Annotated in this window: 17 protein-coding genes and 2 pseudogenes; 6 read left to right on the top strand and 13 right to left on the bottom strand. The window is 59.1% G+C overall.

What is annotated here, in order from left to right; all coding sequences use genetic code 11:
• Positions 1-245: 245 nt before the first annotated feature.
• The 6 genes and pseudogenes from ACVWW3_RS01545 to bioB form a co-directional block, all read right to left on the bottom strand.
• Positions 246-440, bottom strand: coding sequence for a hypothetical protein (locus tag ACVWW3_RS01545; protein WP_456647357.1), 195 nt, complete (start codon positions 438-440; stop codon positions 246-248).
• 653 nt (positions 441-1093) lie between these two features.
• A pseudogene (locus tag ACVWW3_RS01540) lies at positions 1094-2357 on the bottom strand (adenosylmethionine--8-amino-7-oxononanoate transaminase).
• A complete protein-coding gene (gene bioD, locus ACVWW3_RS01535; protein WP_456647356.1) occupies positions 2357-2989 on the bottom strand; it encodes a dethiobiotin synthase in 633 nt (210 codons plus the stop codon). Before bioD ends, ACVWW3_RS01540 begins: the two are co-directional and overlap by 1 nt.
• Complete coding sequence (locus ACVWW3_RS01530; protein ID WP_456647355.1) at positions 2986-4140, bottom strand: 8-amino-7-oxononanoate synthase; 1155 nt, start codon at positions 4138-4140, stop codon at positions 2986-2988. Before ACVWW3_RS01530 ends, bioD begins: the two co-directional genes overlap by 4 nt.
• Positions 4141-4222: 82 nt before the next feature.
• Positions 4223-4576 (bottom strand): aspartate 1-decarboxylase, encoded by a 354-nt coding sequence (panD, locus tag ACVWW3_RS01525; RefSeq protein ID WP_456647354.1) that lies wholly within the window; start codon positions 4574-4576, stop codon positions 4223-4225.
• 49 nt (positions 4577-4625) lie between these two features.
• Positions 4626-5621, bottom strand: a complete 996-nt coding sequence (bioB, locus tag ACVWW3_RS01520) for a biotin synthase BioB (protein ID WP_456647545.1) — start codon at positions 5619-5621, stop codon at positions 4626-4628.
• A 126-nt stretch (positions 5622-5747) separates the two neighbouring features.
• Between bioB and ACVWW3_RS01515 the strand changes: the two genes are divergently transcribed.
• From ACVWW3_RS01515 to ACVWW3_RS01500, 4 genes are all read left to right on the top strand, one after another.
• The gene (locus ACVWW3_RS01515; RefSeq protein ID WP_456647353.1) at positions 5748-6386 is read left to right on the top strand and encodes a GntR family transcriptional regulator; all 639 of its coding nucleotides are present in this window, start codon (positions 5748-5750) and stop codon (positions 6384-6386) included.
• A 164-nt stretch (positions 6387-6550) separates the two neighbouring features.
• On the top strand, positions 6551-6910 hold the full coding sequence (locus tag ACVWW3_RS01510) for a Dabb family protein (RefSeq protein WP_247401011.1): 360 nt from the start codon (positions 6551-6553) through the stop codon (positions 6908-6910).
• A gap of 115 nt (positions 6911-7025) precedes the next feature.
• The gene (pabB, locus tag ACVWW3_RS01505; protein WP_456647352.1) at positions 7026-8420 is read left to right on the top strand and encodes an aminodeoxychorismate synthase component I; all 1395 of its coding nucleotides are present in this window, start codon (positions 7026-7028) and stop codon (positions 8418-8420) included.
• Entirely contained in the window at positions 8417-9022 is a 606-nt protein-coding gene (locus tag ACVWW3_RS01500; protein ID WP_456647351.1) for an anthranilate synthase component II, read from the top strand. The genes pabB and ACVWW3_RS01500 overlap by 4 nt, the downstream gene beginning before the upstream one ends.
• 654 nt (positions 9023-9676) lie before the next feature.
• On the opposite strand, the pseudogene ACVWW3_RS01495 reads toward ACVWW3_RS01500, so the two are convergent.
• The 6 genes and pseudogenes from ACVWW3_RS01495 to ACVWW3_RS01470 all read right to left on the bottom strand — a co-directional run.
• Positions 9677-10048: pseudogene (locus tag ACVWW3_RS01495) on the bottom strand (pantoate--beta-alanine ligase); the annotation flags it as partial.
• Positions 10044-10199 (bottom strand): hypothetical protein, encoded by a 156-nt coding sequence (locus tag ACVWW3_RS01490; RefSeq protein ID WP_456647350.1) that lies wholly within the window; start codon positions 10197-10199, stop codon positions 10044-10046. The pseudogene ACVWW3_RS01495 and the gene ACVWW3_RS01490, both read right to left, overlap by 5 nt.
• 131 nt (positions 10200-10330) lie before the next feature.
• Complete coding sequence (locus ACVWW3_RS01485; RefSeq protein WP_456647349.1) at positions 10331-10711, bottom strand: hypothetical protein; 381 nt, start codon at positions 10709-10711, stop codon at positions 10331-10333.
• A 60-nt stretch (positions 10712-10771) separates the two neighbouring features.
• The gene (locus ACVWW3_RS01480) at positions 10772-12106 is read right to left on the bottom strand and encodes a hypothetical protein (RefSeq protein ID WP_456647348.1); all 1335 of its coding nucleotides are present in this window, start codon (positions 12104-12106) and stop codon (positions 10772-10774) included.
• A gap of 201 nt (positions 12107-12307) precedes the next feature.
• Positions 12308-12577: a hypothetical protein gene (locus ACVWW3_RS01475; protein WP_456647347.1), complete on the bottom strand. Its 270-nt coding sequence runs from the start codon at positions 12575-12577 to the stop codon at positions 12308-12310.
• On the bottom strand, positions 12577-13107 hold the full coding sequence (locus tag ACVWW3_RS01470; RefSeq protein ID WP_456647346.1) for a hypothetical protein: 531 nt from the start codon (positions 13105-13107) through the stop codon (positions 12577-12579). Before ACVWW3_RS01470 ends, ACVWW3_RS01475 begins: the two co-directional genes overlap by 1 nt.
• Before the next feature lie 261 nt (positions 13108-13368).
• On the opposite strand from ACVWW3_RS01470, the gene ACVWW3_RS01465 reads away from it, so the two are divergent.
• Both ACVWW3_RS01465 and ACVWW3_RS01460 read left to right on the top strand, forming a co-directional pair.
• On the top strand, positions 13369-13650 hold the full coding sequence (locus ACVWW3_RS01465) for a helix-turn-helix domain-containing protein (RefSeq protein WP_456671823.1): 282 nt from the start codon (positions 13369-13371) through the stop codon (positions 13648-13650).
• A gap of 119 nt (positions 13651-13769) precedes the next feature.
• Positions 13770-14549 (top strand): integrase core domain-containing protein, encoded by a 780-nt coding sequence (locus tag ACVWW3_RS01460; protein WP_456647544.1) that lies wholly within the window; start codon positions 13770-13772, stop codon positions 14547-14549.
• A 32-nt stretch (positions 14550-14581) separates the two neighbouring features.
• Here ACVWW3_RS01460 and ACVWW3_RS01455 read toward each other — a convergent pair whose 3' ends face one another.
• Positions 14582-14992, bottom strand: a complete 411-nt coding sequence (locus tag ACVWW3_RS01455; protein ID WP_456647345.1) for a hypothetical protein — start codon at positions 14990-14992, stop codon at positions 14582-14584.
• Positions 14993-15295 lie beyond the last annotated feature (303 nt).

Here is a 15295-nt window from a genome sequence, read left to right as displayed (position 1 = left end):
GCGTCTATCCACTTTGGATATCTACTCGATTCCGGCATTCAGCCGCGTCATAGGTCGGTTCTGAGGCGCGCTGCCGGCGCAGCGCCGCCACTTCAACCCGATCATGATTGCTCGCGGTCAGTCCACCGGGCTCAGAATGCGCAGCATCTCACGGCGAAGGATGAGCTGCTGGCGCAAATTGCTCAATCGACATATCCTGCGGGACTATCCTCCGTCTACCAGATCTGTGCAGTGCGAAGCGCTCGCTATAATTCGCAGGCGTCGACCTCCTCGTCCGGGAACTTCTCGGACTCCAGCTCCAGCCTGTTCTTCGCCCCTTCCAGCTCCCCGATTATGAGGACGTAGTCTTCGAACGTGCTCGACGGGCCGATGTGCTTCTCGATCAACTGCCGCAGCTCGCACGCGAACTGATACTTGCTGACGGTCATTCGCTCGACCATGCTGCAATCCCCGCCGCGCTTAAGCCCATCAGAGACGCAACAATAAGCACTAGACTAAGGTAAAGCAGAAGCTGAAAGATCAAGTCACCGTCACGGTCCAACATCATATCTCCCGGCGGCGTTGCCCCATGTTCTGGCTGTGGCACGCTGACTTTGCCAGATCTTGCGCCTTTGTTCCCCAGACATTGTACGCAACGAACAGTCTCGATCAAATGAGAGTGTTGTCTCGGCTTCACATTTGTGTCGTTTCAGCATTACATTGGAGCACTTCAGACAATCGATCAATCCAATAAGTCCCGTGATCGCGCCCAAATGCTGTTGGATCTCCGGCTTCTTCGGTGGATTTCAACGCCTCTGCTATTGGCGACCTGCGGTCAGCACTGGTCCTGCTTCGTGATCGTGCCGGGAGCCCCGCGGCGACAGCAAGATCAAAAATCTGATGCGGACTGACATCAGGAACTGCAAGCCACCAAGCCGGCTTGCGCTACCGACATGGTCCGTCACTCCCAAGCTTCATTGGTCAATTCCCAGGAAGCCACGGATTTCATTAACGCAAGCGTGCTTTGTACCTGACGCCGTCTTTCGGCCTTCTTTCTGAGGTGATGAGAACCGCTACCGAGGAGGAGCGCGAGTCCGAACTCGAAAAGCGCGCTTCAAACCAGCGCATCGGCAGCATCGCTGATGCCAGCGTAGATTTCGTCGAGATCGGCCGCGGTGACGCAATAGGGCGGCATCACGTAGATGGTATTGCCGAGCGGGCGCAGCAGCAGATTGCGGTCGTTAAAGAAAGCCTGAAGCTTCGGACCGATGTCCGCCAAATAGCCGCCATCGCTCGTTTTCAAATCAAGCGCTGTGATGGTCCCGGAACGACGAACGTTTTCAAAGCGCGCGTCGGCGCGGAATGGCTCAATTGCCCGCTCTTGCATGGCGGCGAGCGAAGCGGCGCGCTCGCGGGAGTCCCGATGCCACCAAAGATCCAGGTTCGCTTTTGCAGCGGCACTGGCTACCGGATTCGCCGTATATGAACTCGAATGATAGAACGTACGCATACGATCTTTCGAATAATGCGCGTCGAAAATGTCCGCACGGCAGAGCGTAACCGCGAGTGGGAGCGCCCCTCCCGTGAGACCTTTCGAATAGCAAGCGATATCGGGCGTGACATTGGCCTGCTCGCAAGCAAATAGCGATCCGGTGCGGCCCCAGCCGGTCATGACCTCGTCGGCAATGAACAGCACGTCCGACGCCTCACAGATCCGCTTCATCACTGTTAGCACCCAGGCTGGGTACATCAGCATCCCGCCCGCCCCCAATATCAGAGGTTCCACAATAAAGGCGGCTGGCATTTCGTTTCGGCATGCGGACTCGAGCGCAGCGAGCGTCGCCTGCTCACGACCTCTCGCTGGGAACGGAATCGAGGTAACGTCGAATAGCAGCGGCCCGTACGCCGCGTTGAACACGCCTCTGGCACCAACGGACATCGCCCCAACCGTATCGCCGTGGTAGGAGTGTTGCATCACGACAATGCGTCTTCGCTGCTGACCGATATTATCGCCAATACCCGAGTGCCATCTTCAAGGCGACTTCGACACTGGTAGAGCCGCTGTCGGAGAAGAAGACATAGTCGAGACCATGGGGCGCGAGCTTCAAAAGTTGCGCAGCAAGCTCCTCAGCCGGATCGTGGGTATAGCCGGCAAAGATGATCTGATTGAGCTTACCGGCTTGTTCCTGAATGGCGCTTACAATATGTGGATGGCAGTGACCGTGCGTTACGACCCACCAGGATGAGATTGCATCGATAATGCGGCGCCCATCTGCTGTGTGGAGATAAGCACCATCAGCACGCACAACCTTTGTCATTTCGCCTTGAAGCGCGTGTTGCGTGAACGGATGCCAGATCGGCGACTTTGTCTTCGGCATCACGGATTGAAATCATCAGCACGGAATGAGGCTTGGAATGCGGCCTGCAGCGTGTCTGCCGTGAGGGGAGAAAGCCATGGCAATCGCCCTAGCCAGCGCACCCGCCCCATCTCGCGAATCGCAACCTGAGTCTCAGCATTTCTTTCGCCAATGAAGGCCATCCCAAGAATGCGGATTTCACGTTTTCGGAGAGCCTCTATCGACAGCAGCGAGTGATTGATGGTGCCCAGCGCTGTGCTTGCGCAAAGCACCACTGGAAGCCGCCATCGCTCGAAGACATCAATGTAGAGTGTGTCGCCGCTCAGCGGCACCATCAGCCCGCCCGCGCCCTCGATCACCAATGGTCGCTCCCCAGTATCAGGCACATCGAGCAAATCCGCCTCGATGCGAACTCCGTCAAGTTCGGCAGAATGATGGGGAGAAGCAGGGGTCTGAAGGCGGTAGCGTTCCGGCAGGATGCGATCGGCCGAGAGGCCGCCAAGACAAGCGACGACCTCGGTATCGGTTTCTCCCTTGAGGCCAGCTTGAATCGGCTTCCAATAGTCCGCTCCGAGGAGATTGGCGAGCCCCGCGGAAAACACCGTCTTTCCAATTCCGGTACCTGTGCCCGTTACGACGATTTTGGCACTCATTGAAGCTCGCCTTTCGTCTCCTCGATCAAGGTATCGAGCATTGTACGCACGTCGTCCTCCTCCACGTTAAGCGTCAGTGAAATTCGCAACCGGGCCGTGCCCGCCGGCACGGTTGGCGGCCGGATTCCGCGGATATCGTACCCGCGAGCCTGCAATGCAGAGGCGAGCCGCATCGTGCGCGCATTGTCGCCTACGATGCATGGCACGATCTGCGAATCCGAAGGACTTTTCCAACCGCGCTCTCTCATCTCCCGATGCGCGAACGCGACCAGCTTGGTGAGACGCTGCTGTCGCTCGGGTTCCTGCTGCAGGATCAGAATCGCCTCCCTCACGGCGACAGCCATCAGCGGCGATGGCGCGGTCGCGAAGATGAATGGTCGGCAACGATTGACCATAAAGTCTCGCAGCACGCCGGACGCAGTAACGAGCGCGCCGGCGGCGCCCAGCGCCTTGCCGCAGGTATGAACGACCAGCAGATTTTCGCGTCCCTCATAGGGCGCGGTGAGCCCTCGTCCCTGCTCGCCGTAAACGCCTGTTGCGTGGGCCTCATCTACCATCAGGAACGCATCATGCCGGTCGGCGAGCGCGACCATATCCTTGAGAGGCGCAAAGTCGCCGTCCATGCTGTAGAGACTTTCGACCAGGATCCAGATGCGGCCCATTCCGCCACCGGCCCGCCAGTCACGAATCGCGCTTTCGAGCGACTCCGGATCGTTGTGCGCGCTTGTCCGAAATTGGGCCCGGCCAGCTCGCGCGCCTTCATGAATACTCGCGTGCACCAGAGAATCGAGAACGAGCAAATCACCCCGCTGCGGCAGCGTTGTCAGGACAGCGAAATTTGCAACATAACCGCCGCCAAAGAAAAGCGCTGTCTCCGCCGCAAAGAAACTTGCAGCTTCTGCTTCGAGACGTTCGTGCTCCTCGCAATTGCCGCGCAAAAGCCGCGACCCGCCGGCTCCGATCGGTGTGCCGGCCTCGAGCGCGTCCAAGACGGCCTTTTTCATGCGCGGCGCGCTCGCCAGCGCAAGATAGTCGTTCGACGCGAAATCGATCCCCGCACGCGGCTTGAGGCCGCGCAGCCGGTCGTCTTCTTTCAGGGCGTGCAAGGCTACGACATAATCGGCAACTTTGGTCGCATGGATTGGATTCATTCTTCACTCGGACAGTAGCGATCGATCTTACAAAGGGTCTGATGGCAGCGAAGAACAAGGCTTCAGTTTCGGGCCCTTGGCTTCAGCCTGGCAAGATGCGATTTTCTCGGTCGACCAGCACAACGTGCGGCTTGAAATTGTTTGCTTCGGCTTCGTCAAAGGAGGCATATGCAACGATAATAACTTTGTCTCCTGGCATTGCGAGTCGCGCAGCCGCACCATTCAGACCTATGATCCCTGATCCTGTAGGCGCTTCGATCACATAGGTGGCAAACCGCGCTCCAGTATCGATGTTGTAGATTTCAACGCGTTCGTTGATCAAAAATCCAGCAGCATTCAGCAGCGCACGGTCAATCGAAATCGAACCTTCATAGTGCAGGTCGGCTTCGGTGACCGAGGCGCGATGGATTTTGCCTTTCATCAACGTAATCTGCATTTCTCGCCCAAGCTGGATTTGCGCGCGGCCGCGCGATGCTCTGATTGATTCAGGCCAGGCTGGACGCGATGCCGAGCCGGTCCAGCAAGTTCGCGTCGCGATCGCGCTGCGGGTTCTTGGTGGTCAAGAGCGTGTCGCCGATGAAGATCGAATTCGCGCCGGCAAAAAAGCACAGCGCCTGCAGTTCATCGGTCATATACTGCCGTCCAGCGGACAACCGGACGACGCTCTTCGGCATCATGATCCGAGCAGTCGCTACCAGGCGGACCAGCGCAAAGGGTTCGGGACGCTCCGCGGTGTCGTTGACGGGCACGCCCTCGACCTCGTTCCACATGTTGATTGGAACGCTCTCTGGATGGCTGGGGAGATTGGCGAGCAGCACGAGCATGCCAAGGCGGTCCTCGACGCGCTCGCCCATGCCGATAATGCCGCCGCTGCACACCTTGACACCGGCCTCTCGAACATGTGCGAGTGTGTCGATGCGATCCTGCAAAGTACGGGTGCTGATGATCTTGCCGTAGAACTCCGGCGAGGTGTCGACGTTGTGATTGTAGAAGTCGAGTCCAGCCTCAAAGAGCTGTATGGCCTGGTTCGGGGTCAGCATGCCGAGCGTGACGCAGGTTTCCATTCCAAGACCTTTGACCGCGCTAACCATATAGCAGACCTGATCGAGATCGCGGTCTTTTGGACTGCGCCAGGCCGCGGCCATGCAGAAGCGGCTCGCGCCGGCATCTTTGGCGCGCTGTGCGCTGGCGACCACATCGGCGCAATCCATCAGGCGGGTCGCTTTCAGACCGGTCTGGTAATGCGCGCTCTGGGAGCAGTAGCCGCAATCTTCCGGACAGCCGCCGGTCTTGATGCTGAGCAGGCTTGCGGTTTCGACATGGTTTGGATCGAAGTTGTCGCGATGAACGCTCTGCGCCTGAAACATCAGGTCGGCAAACGGCAGGCTGTAGAGCGCTTGGGCCTCGGCGCGCTCCCAGTTACTGCGGAGCTGTGCGCCGTTTCTACTGTCGTTCCGCTCTACTCTCCCAGAGGCAATCATTAAGACTTGCGTTCCCATCCATGCTTGATAATAGATAATACTGGCGATTATCTATGATCGTTGATCTTTGTTTTGATGCTAATCCACGCCGCCCGCGAACGCACCCACTTTTTCGATAGATAATCTATGATGACCGACGGCGAGAGTACGACCGTTGCCTGGCGCATTGCCGAGTCAATCGGAGAGCGCATAATCAGCGGCGCCATCCAGCCAGATGCCCCGCTGCGGCAGGATCATGTCGCGCGGGAGTTCAACTCGAGCCATGTCCCGGTACGCGAGGCTTTTCGGCAATTGGAGGCGCAACATCTTGTCGTCGCTGTGCCCCGTCGCGGCGTTCGGGTTGCCCCGCTTGATACCACTTCAGTGAAAGAGATCGCCGAGATGCGTGCCGCGCTCGAAGTGGTCGCATTGCGCAATGCGGCGCCAAAGTTCACATCCACCCATTTGGCACGAATTGAGCTTGCCCTGATTGAAGGAGACAATGCCCAGACGATTCAGGATTTTGAGATGGCCAATCGCGCCTTTCACCAGGCGCTGGTGGCGCCGTGCGCGATGCCGCGCCTGCTCGCCAGTCTCGACGGACTACAGCTTGCAAATTCGCGATTGGTCTTCGCGATGGCGCGCAATGCTGGCGGCCGACCGCGATCCAATCAGGATCACCGCCTGATTCTGCAGGCACTGCGAGCGCGCAACGTCGATCAAGCTTGCAACCTGCTCGCGCGGCACATTCAAACGATTGAGCGGCTTGCCCTTCCCGCGTCCTGACCAGAATGAGATCTGGCGGGCTCCGCTTCAGACCGCAGGCCATCGCAAGAGTGTCAAGCCCCTCTCTGTTTGCCGCGCGACGCGGCATGTGGCGCTAGCGTTGCAGCGGGCTCGATTCCAAGATAGCTATGCGACCTACTCGCGATTTTAACCTATGGCCATCCATGATCCGTCACATTGTCTTGTTTACCGCCAAAGATAAGGCCCATATCGACCAAATGATCGAAGGCCTATCGCTTCTCACCACGATCTCGCATGCCCGGCGGCTCGAGATTGCTCGCAATCGCAAGGCCGACCAGTTCGGCAACGATATCGACGTCGTGGTCTATGGTGAGTTCGACAACGAGACGGAACTCGCAGCCTACAAAGCGCATGACCTCTACCAGGAATCGATCAGGCGAGCACGACCACTGCGCGAGCTGCGCCTCGCGGCCGACTATGACTTATCAACAGATGCGCGTTTCGTCTCAGCGGCAGGCGTAGTCCAACTTAGTCCGCGCATCGTATCCACCGACGGGGCTTAGGCTGACAGTCAATCTCGAGAGCTTGCGGCGCTCCGACCAGCGTCGCTCTCGTTGTGGTCGGGATCATATTCGAAGCGTGTCTCACAGCACGCCAGTCGCCGGTGACTCATAGCCGATGCACGTCCGTGAACTACAGTGGATTGAGCCTATCACAGCGGTGCAATGTCTCGCGCATCGACCGCACCTCTCGTTTCTCGATAGCGCAGCAACGCATGAGTTGCTCGGGCGTTACTCATATGTGACCTGCGATCCATTCAGCACCTACATAGTCGCGGGTGGACGGGCGAGTTGCAACGGCGAAGATATCGATGGCGATCCATGGGAAGTTCTTCGCACTCTTCTCGCCAACTATCGGCAAGAGCATCGTCCCGATCTCCCGCCATTTCAGGCAGGCGCGGCTGGCTTCTTCGCTTACGATTTGAACAGGACGCTGGAGCGATTGCCGGCGCCGGCAATTCCCGGTCAGCGTTTGCCCCAATCCATTCTGCATCTTTACGACGTGGTCGTCAGCTACGACCACCGCAACAACAGATGCTGGATCGTCTCGACCGGATGGCCGGAGCAGGATCCCGCACGTCGCGGCGAGCGCGCACGTCGTCGAGCCGATGAGTTCGCAGCCCTGCTTGCCAACCCAAAGTCGCTGCGGATCGTGCTCCCCGGCACAGCGGGTGCATGGAATTCCAACTTCGGCCGTGAAGCATACATTGCGGCGGTACAGCGTGTCATTGATCTGATTCTGGCCGGAGACCTCTTCCAAGCCAACATTGCGCAGCGCTTCACGGCCAGGCTGTCGACTATATTCGATCCGCTCACCTTCTACCGCCAACTGCGGTCGTTGAACCCGGCACCCTTTGGGGCGCTCCTGCGGTATGGCAAGCTGACCATCGCATCGAGCTCGCCTGAGCGATTCCTGAAGCTCGACGGAACAAAGGTCGAAACACGACCGATCAAAGGCACGATCGCGCGTTCCGCAGATTCCGACGAAGACAAGCGCCGCGCTCACATGCTCGTTGCGTCCGAAAAGGATCGAGCCGAGAACATTATGATCGTCGACCTCCTGCGTAACGATCTATCACGCGTTTGCACTCCACATTCGGTCGACGTCCCAGCCCTGTGCGATCTCGAATCCTACGCCTCAGTGCATCACCTCGTCTCCATCGTTATGGGTACACTTGCGGGAGACGAAGATGCGGTTACGCTACTGCGAGCTTGCTTTCCTGGTGGCTCCATTACGGGGGCGCCCAAGGTGCGAGCGATGCAGATAATTACGGAAATCGAGCGTGTGGCGCGCGAGGTCTATTGCGGGGCGATCGGTTTCATCGGCTTCAACGGGCAGATGGATACGAATATCGCGATCCGCACTGTAACGATCGACGACGATATGGCTGTATTTCATGCAGGTAGCGGTATAACGGCGATGTCGGACCCGGCGGCAGAATACGAGGAGACGCTTGCCAAGGCGCAGCGAATCTTTGACGCATTTCGTGCTGAAACATCCGGTGCGCTTTGATTGTCATCATCGACAACTACGACTCCTTCGTCTTCAACATTGCCCGCTATTTCCAGGAGCTTGGTGAAGCAACGGAAGTATTCCGGAATGACGTGGTCAGCGTCAGCGACCTCATTGACCTTAAGCCGCGCGCAGTGGTCATCTCCCCCGGTCCGTGCACTCCAATTGAGGCCGGAGTATCTACGGCCGTCGTCCGTGAACTTTCGGGTCGCGTTCCAATTCTCGGCATCTGCCTGGGACACCAGTGTATTGGGAGCGTATTCGGCGGACGGGTGGCGCGTGCACGTTGCCCTATGCACGGTCGGTCCTCGTATGTAACGCATGACGGCCGAGGGCTATTCCGCGAGCTACCGTCGCCACTTTGCGTTGGCCGCTACCATTCTCTTGTTATTGAGCTCGATGAGTCATGCGCACCGAATCTTACGGTGAGAGCGCGTTCCGACGAGGGCGAGATCATGGCCCTCGCACATCGCTATCAAGCAACTTTTGGTGTGCAGTTCCACCCGGAATCGATACTTACCCAAGACGGGCACGTGGTGCTTAAAAACTTCTTGGGACTCGCAGAGACTTATCGCTCGCAGCAGGATAAGACAACAACGTGAGGTCGTGGGTTGGAAGTGGGGCTGCTATCTCGCGAAGCCAACTATTACCCGCCGGCGGCGGCCAGGGCGCCCCGCAGCCCGGAAGGGTGGATGCCGCGCTGCGGAGAACCGCGTGCCCTTCGTTTCCGCCGGCCGGTGGGGGTCGCTCAGAGACTCATGGGGTTGGCCTTCGTGCTTCTTACAACGTTGCGTAAAACAATTTCTGACAGCTGCACGACCAACTGTTTGAGACGCGTAATCTCTTGCTTGCAGCGTTCAAGCTCGCACTGTTCGTCGGTCATGAGCGATATTTCGCGGCGATCTCTATTTGCCGTCACATGATTCATCTAGATGCATCGGAGTTGACGATGGTCGTCGAGCGTGCCCCAAGAGATCGTATGCATTTTCGCAATGAATGGCGAGCTCTCGCTTAAATCCTGCGTTTGACTGCTATCTTTCGGGGATTTCACCGCCTCCATCAGAAGCGGCGGGAGAGCGATCAATCTGCGACTAACTTGTTCGGTAGTCGCGGTCTGACCTTGCCCCGCGGATTTTAATCCATTTGAAGTTCGTTCTGGCCCACGACACGGACTGGAGCATGAAGCGCAGCCGCTTTTCGGAACAGCGGATCATAGGGATCTGAAGGAGCATGAGACGGGCGTGTCGGGGCAGAGCTCATAGGCAGCTCGGCGCCGCTACCGGGCAGATACGGTCGAGCAATACGTTGTCGATGAGGTGCGTCGAGCCGATGTAGGCTGCCGCGCACAAGGTGGCAGGCCGATGTAGCGGGCTCTCAACTGGCTCGAGCGTATCGGCGTCGAAAGCTCGAGATATTGCAGGCGGTCGACGGTCTCCAGATATTGTTCGGCGATAACCAGCAGCTCTTTCCCGTCGCGCTCTCCTGCCTGAAACTCAGTGCGCGCCGCGAAGAGGCCACCTCTGTTGGCGCCGGCGCGCCGACGTTCTTCCTGGATGAGAGACCGGTTGCGACTGCTCATCGCGAGTCCCGTCGGTTTTGCGGATCGTGGGGACTGTGACGATCTCAATTTTGTTTCTTAGTTATTCGCCACCCGCCCTGATGCCGTAGTCGCTTTCCCGTCATGTTCCGGAACATTGCGCCTTTGCACAGCGTGTAGATCAGAATGGCATAGGACTCGTTTTCGGCCTTCTTCTGTTTGCTGCGCGTCGGCAGAGTCATGCTCGTCTCCAGCGCCGAAGGCGGCGTTCAACATAGACGACAGGGTCGGCGGTGGACAACCGACCACCCGATCTGCCTTGTTCGAAGCCACAATTCCTCCGGGATCCTCTTCACAATTCACCCCTGAAGAGTCAGAACTCACCCCGGAAGAGATCGTGCGCGACCCGCTCCGAGGCCGTACCCCGGATGCGTGTCTTGGCCTCCGCACTGCCGGCGCGCAGCTTGCCACCGACGGCGAGATCAGCAAGTCCGGGAACCGAGAAGGATGTTGCGCCACAGCGGCGGCCGAGCGACTTGATCGACGTCGTCGGCCACCGGATCCACCAATACTCGAGGCAGGCGGGCCGCCCGTCGATATCAGCCGCCACGCACACTTTGCCCGAGAGGTTCACCTGCCAATAGACGTCGACGCTCTGCGACGGTTCGACCCAGACCGTGACCACATCGCTTGCCCGCGATCCAGTCAGCGGCAACATCAAGAGCACGACCAGGCCAAGGATGCTTCGCTTCATAGACTCCACTCCTGTCTCAAGGCGATGCGAGGGGCTGATAGCCCCTCGAACGCGCGGTCGTTAGAGGTCCCGCGGAGGGCGTGGTCTGAAAATCAGCGACCGTCCTTCGGATTTGACATCGAAGAACCGGTCGGATCCCGCGCCGGTGAACACCCGGGATCGCCGGTCGAACGTTGTGACGTCGACGTGGACCGATCGCAGGTTGGGCGGCAGTTCGAAAGTTTCGTCGCGATTCCAGCTCAACTCGCCGGTCCGGGTCGGCCCGTCTTCCTCTCGGGTCTCCATCCTGTAGACAGGCAGGCTGATCGAGCAGTCGACCCAGGCGTCGTGGGTGCCTAGCCAATTGTCGCGGTTATCGACCCGAGCGAACATTGTGAGCCCATTCTCGGTAATCGACGCGTCTTCAATACCTTCGCAGCGGCCGTGATCGCCACCGCCAGGCAGCAGATGGATGTCCTGGCGCCGCGTAAGGTCGAGATGCCAACCGAGGGCCGCATCGGGTGCGGCAACGGCCCGCGGGACCCGCGAATTCCGTCCGCGGAACTGGCCCAAATTGATGGTACGCGTGTCGGTCAGCTTCACGTCAGTCAGTACGCGCGTACGGATCTCATACTTGGCCAGGCGCTTCGGGAGCAGCACCACCGACAGGTCGTTTCGGCTACGCGCGCGGGAGAACCACGTCCACGGCTTGTACCACTTGGTCGGCTGGGTGCGGTACGACAGCGGCATAGTGAGCGAGGTGCTCTCGTCCTCAGGAAACGCGAGTTCGCTTCGCATCACGCTGAACTGGATCTGCTGCGCAGACGGTACGATCGGCTTGTCGTCATGCCGCGAGCCGATGTCGATGGTGGCGTCGGCGGCGGGAAGATTGGTGCCGGTGACCGCGAGCGGTATAATTGATCCCCCGTCGGGCACGATCACCCGCGGCGTGGTATTGAGCACGCTCGGGTCTCCACTACCGATCGCCGTCTGGGAGATGATCGCCGACCACTCACCTGTCAGACGCTCGACCTGGTCGACGGTGATATCCTTCTCGTTTCTGACGGTCTCAATCTCACTTTCCAACTTACGGAAGAGATCCTGCGAGGCGCGGTCCAGCTTGTCGAAGCCTTCGTTCAGCAGGGATGAATTGGCCTTCTTCCAGGCGTCGATCACTCCCTGCAGTTGGATCCCCAGTCGCCAAAGCAGGAAATCGCCGGAGTCGCGGCCCTTGTCGATCAGGTCGTTCGCGACATTGCCAAAATGATTGATCAGCAGTCCGGCGGCCGCCGTCTCGGCGAAGAGGGCGCGGGCCGGCATCACCCCAGCCGTCGAGACCATGAACGTAATGATCAGCGTTCCGAACAAGGCCAACGTCCAGCGACGACAAAATTCGAAAGCATTGGATTGCGACATGATGGACCTCTTGTTGTCACATCGCGCTCCGACGGAGCGCGCCACGCCAACCCATTAGCAATCGATTTCCTCCGCCTCTCGGCTTTGGGCACCGGTTTCCGCCCGCGTTCGGGTCCGAGGGGATTTTCCTAGGAAAAGCCCAACGAAAAATGGGGCGCCAAAGGCGCCCCATTTCGCTGCGTACAAGATGGCTCTCGAAGTTCAGACCCTACCGGTACCGCATATCTTGATCGGCTGCTCGAACTTCACTGGCGTGACGGCAGGCATCACGCGAAACGAGGGGCCAACCAAGCCGCCATAGCCGACGGGCGACGGGCCCGAGCCGATACGCGAAGGATAAGGAGCGATCGTGCTTGCGATGGCGCTGATCACCGCATTGTTGTCGGAAGCCGTTTTAGCGCTGACGCCGGACGCGCTCGACAGGGCGGCGAGGCCGACGAAGATACCCAACGTTATCGAATTGGGAGTCATCACGAAATCCTCTCACTTGCGAACCAGGAACGCACTTCGTCGTCGATTTCGAGGTGGGGCTCCTCTCCGAGTGGCTTGCGTCTCGCGAGTTTCACCTCCAGGGTCTGCTCAAGCTGATGCCCCAGCAGGTCGACCAGCTTTTTCGCCGCCGCTACGGCGACTTCCTTGTCGCGCCGCTGGATGGCCATGTAAACGAGGTTACGTCCGAGCACGACGTGATCGGGATGGCGCTCGAAAAGGCCCATCGAGAGCTTCAGCGAGACCGAGCGTGTCGCCAGGGCATTCGCACGGTCCCGGAGGGTCTGCGCCTCCAAACGTGGACCGACGATTTCCAGGAATTCCATGGGAGCCTTCCGCCAGTCGAAGCCGTACGAAGCGATGGCGGCCATGTTGGTCGCCGCAATCTCGCGGTCCTTCTGCAGATGAGTTCGCGTCTTCTCGTCGGCAGTCGACGACATCTCGTTCTTGAGGACGAGTTCGACCTCCGCATAAAAGTCGAATGCCTTCTCTGCGACGTCGACGACGGTCACGATTTCCTCGATGCCCAGAAATTCGAAGCCGAGCTGGCCCTCGGCGCCTACGTTGAGCTTGTTCATCAGGCTCGCGGCTTCGTCCCAGATATCGACGAGAGTCTGCAGAGCGGCCGCAGCGCAATACAGATTGCACTTTTCTTCGGCGGTCAGGGTCTCCTTCTCATGGGCCGTGAGCGCCTTGTCCAGACCAGATAGATAGGTAACAAAGTAGACCGGATGGATGGGTGACAGTTCTCTGTCGGCTGGGAGGATCAGCCGATGCCTTGGCGAGAGAGCTGCGCAATGGACCAACGGGTTAGCTTCATCGCGGATCAGCGAAGCGGAATGTGGACGATGACGGAGCTTTGCGAACGCTACGAGATTAGTCGCAAGACCGGTTACAAATGGTTGGATCGTTATCAGCTGGAAGGGCCTGGAGGGCTTACGGATCGCTCGCACGCGGCGCGGGGGTGCATGGGCGAGCGACGCCGCAGCACATCGTGGATGCGATTGTGGGGCTTCGGCTTGAGCGGCCGAGCTGGGGACCGCGCAAGATCGTAAGCAAGCTTGAGGCTCGCCAAGGGGATATCGATTGGCCGTCGGCCTCGACGGCAGGCGAGATTCTCAAACGAGCGGGACTGGTTAGCAGCCGTCGGCCTCGGCGACGTGCGCCGCCGCGTATGGGGCAATTGACGGTGCCTCAGCACGCCAACCATGTATGGGCCCTCGACCACAAGGGCTGGATACGACTGGGCGACGGCTCTCGCGTTGAACCGTTCACGGTGACCGATGGCTTCAGCCGCTATTTGATTAGCCTGGCGGCGACGGGCAGCACGCAATATGCCGAGTGCCAACCGCCGCTGGAGCGGGCGTTTCGCGAGTACGGCTTGCCGCAGATAATCCGCTCCGACAACGGCTCGCCGTTCGCCTCGACCGGGATCACGGGTCTGACGGCGCTGTCGGTATGGTGGATCAAGCTTGGCATCCGCCATGAACGGATTGATCCTGGCCATCCGCAGCAGAACGGCCGACACGAGCGTTTTCACCTTACGCTTCTGGAAGCCATGCGGCCACCGCCGCCAACCCAGGCCGCGCAAGCTCGTCGCTTCGCGGCATTTGTGCGCGACTACAACGAAGAACGGCCGCACGAATCGCTTGGCCAGCACCCACCTGCCAGCGTCTATCAGACTTCGCCTCGTGCGATGCCAAGGCGGCTTCCCGAGCCGGATTATCCAGCCGAGGCCGCGGTACGCCAGGTCCGCTCCAACGGCGAGATCAAATGGCACGGCGAACTCATCCACATCTGCAGTGCCCTCGACGGTGAAAAAGTCGCCGTCGAGGAAACCGAGGACGGATGCTGGCAAGTGCGCTTCTTCGACGTGCCCATCGGCATCATCGACCAGAAAACACGAAAGCTGCGGCGCTGCGCTAGCGCAGCGCCGCAGCCGACCAAATCATGAACCAGTGTCACCCATCCATCCGGGCTGTTCTGTTACCCATCCATCCGCTGGACAGCCTCCCGAATGTAGACGAGGTACAAATCGCCGATCAGGGAAGCACTCGTGGTGAAGCGGAACTGGAGCTCTTCGGCCGCGTCGTTCTTGTCGAATGTGGAAGGATCGAACTCCGAAATGTTCGCGCGTGCTCGCTCCTCCTGCTCCCGGAGCTGCCGCATCAAGGGCATGATGCGACGCGGGTACGAGTGAAGGGGCACTTCGTCGTGAAGAGTATAGGCCGTCACGAATGCATCCCATTCAAGCTTTGGTGAGAGCCGGATTCCCTCGCGGCGAAGACGCTCGATCTTGTCCTGAAAGTTCGTGATATCTCGACCCCGAAGCTCGTGGAGCCGACTGTAGGGGATCCCGCTTGCCTGCCCGAAATAGCCTTCCGTGTCGGCGTACATCGTTCTACCTCCGTGTTCTGCCCGGCGCAGTTTGGCTGGGCTCGCGGACGCCAATCGGGGTTTTCGCGCGAAAATCCCGAAGGTGGGTCTTCCGGTGGCATCGACAGCCGGGAACCGACATGTGGGGGCTTCAGAGCCGGCTCACCATGGCGTTCGACCAATGGCGCTACGTTGTCGCGCCCCTGATTGTCATCGTTATTTGATGTTCTTCTATTATCAAGCTGCCTTCGGTGATAATAATAGTTATCGACCTTGAAATTGGGGGCGTCACCATGATATAGAATTCTTATCGAAGAAATCCTA

The organism is Bradyrhizobium sp. LM2.9, from assembly GCF_054056555.1.
This window is presented reverse-complemented; position numbering and strand designations above follow the sequence as displayed.

Bases quoted from the DNA above. Each gene is read 5' to 3' on its own strand.
- ACVWW3_RS01545 (WP_456647357.1), bottom strand. From the start codon at position 440: ATGGTCGAGCGAATGACCGTCAGCAAGTATCAGTTCGCGTGCGAGCTG.
- bioD (WP_456647356.1), bottom strand. From the start codon at position 2,989: ATGAGTGCCAAAATCGTCGTAACGGGCACAGGTACCGGAATTGGAAAG.
- ACVWW3_RS01530 (WP_456647355.1), bottom strand. From the start codon at position 4,140: ATGAATCCAATCCATGCGACCAAAGTTGCCGATTATGTCGTAGCCTTG.
- panD (WP_456647354.1), bottom strand. From the start codon at position 4,576: ATGCAGATTACGTTGATGAAAGGCAAAATCCATCGCGCCTCGGTCACC.
- bioB (WP_456647545.1), bottom strand. From the start codon at position 5,621: ATGATTGCCTCTGGGAGAGTAGAGCGGAACGACAGTAGAAACGGCGCA.
- ACVWW3_RS01515 (WP_456647353.1), top strand. From the start codon at position 5,748: ATGATGACCGACGGCGAGAGTACGACCGTTGCCTGGCGCATTGCCGAG.
- ACVWW3_RS01510 (WP_247401011.1), top strand. From the start codon at position 6,551: ATGATCCGTCACATTGTCTTGTTTACCGCCAAAGATAAGGCCCATATC.
- pabB (WP_456647352.1), top strand. From the start codon at position 7,026: ATGCACGTCCGTGAACTACAGTGGATTGAGCCTATCACAGCGGTGCAA.
- ACVWW3_RS01490 (WP_456647350.1), bottom strand. From the start codon at position 10,199: ATGACTCTGCCGACGCGCAGCAAACAGAAGAAGGCCGAAAACGAGTCC.
- ACVWW3_RS01485 (WP_456647349.1), bottom strand. From the start codon at position 10,711: ATGAAGCGAAGCATCCTTGGCCTGGTCGTGCTCTTGATGTTGCCGCTG.
- ACVWW3_RS01480 (WP_456647348.1), bottom strand. From the start codon at position 12,106: ATGTCGCAATCCAATGCTTTCGAATTTTGTCGTCGCTGGACGTTGGCC.
- ACVWW3_RS01475 (WP_456647347.1), bottom strand. From the start codon at position 12,577: ATGACTCCCAATTCGATAACGTTGGGTATCTTCGTCGGCCTCGCCGCC.
- ACVWW3_RS01465 (WP_456671823.1), top strand. From the start codon at position 13,369: ATGCCTTGGCGAGAGAGCTGCGCAATGGACCAACGGGTTAGCTTCATC.
- ACVWW3_RS01460 (WP_456647544.1), top strand. From the start codon at position 13,770: ATGGGGCAATTGACGGTGCCTCAGCACGCCAACCATGTATGGGCCCTC.
- ACVWW3_RS01455 (WP_456647345.1), bottom strand. From the start codon at position 14,992: ATGTACGCCGACACGGAAGGCTATTTCGGGCAGGCAAGCGGGATCCCC.